General features: G+C 55.0%; 4 protein-coding genes and 1 pseudogene. 3 read left to right on the top strand and 2 right to left on the bottom strand.

Features of this window, described 5'->3' with window-relative positions:
- A pseudogene (locus tag ACESNI_RS19530) lies at positions 1–234 on the bottom strand (hypothetical protein); the annotation flags it as partial.
- Positions 235–238: 4 nt separating this feature from the next.
- On the bottom strand, positions 239–994 hold the full coding sequence (locus ACESNI_RS19525; RefSeq protein ID WP_373090207.1) for an SDR family oxidoreductase: 756 nt from the start codon (positions 992–994) through the stop codon (positions 239–241).
- A gap of 181 nt (positions 995–1,175) precedes the next feature.
- Here ACESNI_RS19525 and ACESNI_RS19520 point away from each other — a divergent pair, with 181 nt between their 5' ends.
- The 3 genes from ACESNI_RS19520 to ACESNI_RS19510 all read left to right on the top strand — a co-directional run.
- Positions 1,176–2,390: an acyl-CoA dehydrogenase family protein gene (locus ACESNI_RS19520; RefSeq protein WP_373090205.1), complete on the top strand. Its 1,215-nt coding sequence runs from the start codon at positions 1,176–1,178 to the stop codon at positions 2,388–2,390.
- Positions 2,391–2,401: 11 nt separating this feature from the next.
- Positions 2,402–3,226: an alpha/beta fold hydrolase gene (locus tag ACESNI_RS19515; protein ID WP_373090203.1), complete on the top strand. Its 825-nt coding sequence runs from the start codon at positions 2,402–2,404 to the stop codon at positions 3,224–3,226.
- Positions 3,213–3,944: fumarylacetoacetate hydrolase family protein (locus ACESNI_RS19510; RefSeq protein WP_373090201.1), on the top strand; the 732-nt coding region annotated here is incomplete at its 3' end. The genes ACESNI_RS19515 and ACESNI_RS19510, both read left to right, overlap by 14 nt.

The following is a 3,944-nucleotide window of genomic DNA, read 5'->3' as shown; positions in this document are numbered from 1 at the left end:
TTTCATTGACTGAAACGCAGCCGCATCGGCAAGCTCCCAACCCGCGACGGCAAACCTGTCAGCCTGGCACTGAATGATACGGAAACGTGCGGCGCGTTCATCCAGCCGATACAAGGCCGCGCCATCTGATCCTTCGCCATTGGCCATCGCTCCAACAATCTTTGTCAGATATTCATGCCATTTTGCCTTGTCGGTCGTTTCGATCACAACATAGCCAAGCCCTTGCACAGTCACGTCACTAACTCCCTTTTACCAAATCAAGAAAATACGGCTTTTCGCCACCACCATCGACATTCAATCGTGCGCCCGAAACATATTCCGCTGCTGGCGAGGCCAGATAGCAGACGGCGTTGGCGACATCCTCTCCTCGGCACATACGTCCTAGTGGCAGCGACGCAGCCACCGCTGCCTGCGCGTCTGCGTCGCCATAGGTTGCTTCTGCATTTTCGGTTTCGGCAAGGCCCACAATTATCGCATTTACACGAATCCCATCCTTGCCCCATTCCTGCGCAAGGCTCTGGGTCAGGCTCATCAGCCCCGCCTTTGCAGCGCCATAAATTGCGGTGCCCGGGGCGGGTCTTATGCCGGCAACGCTGCCGATATTGATGATGCTTCCGCCATCCGATTTCACCAGATAAGGGTGACAGGCGCGGGCCAAATAATAGGGAGCCATAAGGTTGAGCCCCATGATCGCATCGGCAAAGCGCGGGCTGGCGGTTGCCGCATCCGATGCCGGAGACCCGCCTGCGTTGTTCACCAATATATCGATACCACCGAGAGCGTTGGCCGTGTGGTCGACCAGTTCCTGTACGGTTTCGGGATCACGGATATCGGACTGATAAAAAGCCATGCCATCATCCAACTTGTCCGGTTCATTGCGCGCAGTCACCATCACCTTGCAGCCCTGTTCGACCAAGGTAGCCGCTATCACCCGACCGAGACCGCGTGTCCCGCCGGTAACCAGCGCCACTTTTCCTGTTAGACCAAACTGCACACACACTCCTCAACATCTCAAAAGCACGAATTGATAGAATCAGATGATCAATATGCCAGAAAATGACAATAACGAAAGCAAAATAGCTTTTCAATTGACGATTTGCGTATTTTATGACAAAAAAAATTACGAATTCCGATGTTTTGATAGATGAGTCGAAAAATTGATGGAGAAAACTGGTATGGCGTCCGTAGCCGCAATGAAAAATCAGGTCGGGGAAGTGCCGACCGAGAAGCAATTGGTTGAGCGCGCACGAGCGATGATCCCGGTGCTGAAGAAACGGGCGAAACAATGTACGGCGGACCGCAATGTTCCGGCCGAGACCATTGCCGAAATGCAGGCCGCAGGCTTCTTCCGGATTCTGCAACCAAAACGGCTGGGCGGCTACGAAATGCATCCCAATGTTTTTTTTGACGTGCAGAAATTGCTGGCCGAGGGCTGCATGTCTACTGGTTGGGTCTATGGCGTGCTCGGTTGCCATCCCTATGAACTGGCGCTTTTTGATGACAAGGCCCAGCAAGAGGTCTGGGCTGACAATCCATCGATGCTGGTGTCCTCGACCTATCAACCGGTCGGCAAGGTCGAACATGCCGACGGCGGTTTTTATCTCAGCGGGCACTGGGGCTTTTCGTCCGGCTCGTTGCATTGTGGGTGGGTGCTGCTCGGTGCGCTGGTCTTTCCGGAAGATGGCGAAGGGCCGCCTGATATGCGGACCTTCCTTCTGCCTCGGAAGGATTACAAAATTGATCCGGAAAGCTGGCAGGTTTTTGGCCTGCAAGGCACCGGCAGTCACGATATCATTGTTGATCGCGTCTTTGTGCCCGAGTATCGCACCCATCGTGCGGTTGAAGGGTTCCTGTGCGATAATCCCGGGCAGAAGGTGAATGAGGGGCCGCTCTATTCGCTTCCCTGGGCTCAGGTTTTTGTGCGTTCGGTCTCAACCGCAGCCTTTGGTGGTGCTCGCGCGGCGGTCAATGCCGCGATGGCGATCATGGAAAGCCGTGTTTCGACCAATACCGGTAAGGCTTCGAAAGCAGACCCGATGCTCCACGGAGCGATTTCTGCGGCACACAGCCAGATCCTGGAAATGGAACTGACGCATAAGGCGACATTCGATGAGTTGATCGAACTCGCCGAGAAGGGCAAAGAAATCCCGATGGAGAAGCGGGCATTATTTGCTTATCAGAGCTCGACCGTGGTGCGTCGTTTGGCGCGGTTGGTAGATGATATGGTGCAGCTACTCGGTGGTCGCGCGATCTATATGTCTAGTGATATCATCCAGCCTTGGCTTGATCTCAATGCTGCCCGGGCCCATGTCGCAAATGATCCGAACAACCGCACCGCCGACGTTGTCGGTACGATGCTCGGTCAGCCTCCCGTTTTCACTTTCATGTAAAGGATTGCGCGTTGGCAAATTTATCGGAAGCAACATATTCCGTCGCTGGCGGGTATGATATTCATATCAAGGAAACCGGCGAGGGACCGGCTGTGGTATTCATCCACGGCAGCGGACCGGGCGCATCGGGATCATCGAATTTTCGGGATAATGTCGATGCCTTCGTTGAGGCGGGTTACCGTGTAATATTGCCTGATCTGATCGGCTATGGCGCATCGTCAAAGCCCGAGGGAATCGATTATACGCTGCAGCTGTTTACCGACACGCTTTACGATGCATTGCAGCAGCACGGGATCCAACAGGCTGCGATGGTGGGCAACTCGCTGGGCGGCGGAATCGCGATTCAGATGACGCTAGACCATCCCGAAATGGCGACGGCTTTCATTCTTATGGCGCCCGGCTGCATTCAGGAGCAGGCCAGCTATTTCACCATGCCCGGCATCGCCAAGATGAAGAGCAGTTTCGGCAGCGATGAATTCAGCAAGGACGACCAGCGCCGGCTAGTGAGCAATCTGGTGCATCCCGACTCTGTGTCCAAAATTACCGACGCGCTTGTGGAAGAGCGCTATGCGGTTGCCAAAGATCAGCCGAAGGACGTGCTAGCGCGGATGATAACCCCCAATCTTGGTCCGCACCTGGGCAAATTGAAACTGCCGATTTTTGTGATGTGGGGCTTGAACGACGAGTTCTGTCCTGAAAGCGGCGCGCGGTTATTCCTCGACCAATGCGACAATGCGCGTTGCATAACGTTTAATCATGTCGGCCATTGGGTGCAAGTCGAACGATCCGCCGAGTTCAACCGCTATTCTATCGAATTTCTCAATGAGCACAGATAATATCCTGGCTGAAAAATATGGCGGGGAGCTGTTCGATGCGCTCCGTAACCGGAATACACTGGAACCGTTAATCGCCCGCGATCCTTCGCTAACGGTTGATGACGCTTACGCGATCTCGCTCGATTTTCTCGCCCGCCGCCGCAAGCAAGGCGAACGCGTGGTCGGCAAGAAAATCGGCGTCACTTCAAAAGCCGTGCAAGATATGCTGGGTGTCCACCAGCCCGATTTTGGCTTCCTGACGGACTGGATGCATGTGACGGGTGATATTGACGTTGAGGCCAAGGGGTTAATTGCGCCCCGGGCGGAAGCGGAAATTGCCTTCATTCTGAAAGACAGTCTCAATGGCCCCGGCGTGACGGTCGCAGATGTGATGGCAGCCACGGAGAGCATCGCCCCCTGTTTTGAAATTGTCGATAGCAGGATCAAGGACTGGAAGATCGGGATTGTCGATACGGTGTCCGACAACGCATCCTGCGGTGTGTTTGTTCTCGGCAAAGACCGTGCGGATCCGAAAGGCCACGACCTGCCAAATCTGAGAGTGACCGTCACAAAGAACGGAGAGCCATTGTCGGAAGGTTTGGGCTCGGCGGTGCAGGGCAATCCGGCGCAGGCGGTGGCATGGCTGGCCAATACATTGGGGCAATATGGTGTGACGCTGGATGCGGGCGATATCATCTTGTCGGGTTCCGTGGTGCCGCTGGAACCCGCTGCCAAAGGC

This window comes from Sneathiella sp., assembly GCF_041689005.1.
Lineage (GTDB): Bacteria > Pseudomonadota > Alphaproteobacteria > Sneathiellales > Sneathiellaceae > Sneathiella.
Note: the sequence above shows the minus strand (reverse complement) of the source record. Positions and strands in the feature narration are given on the sequence as shown.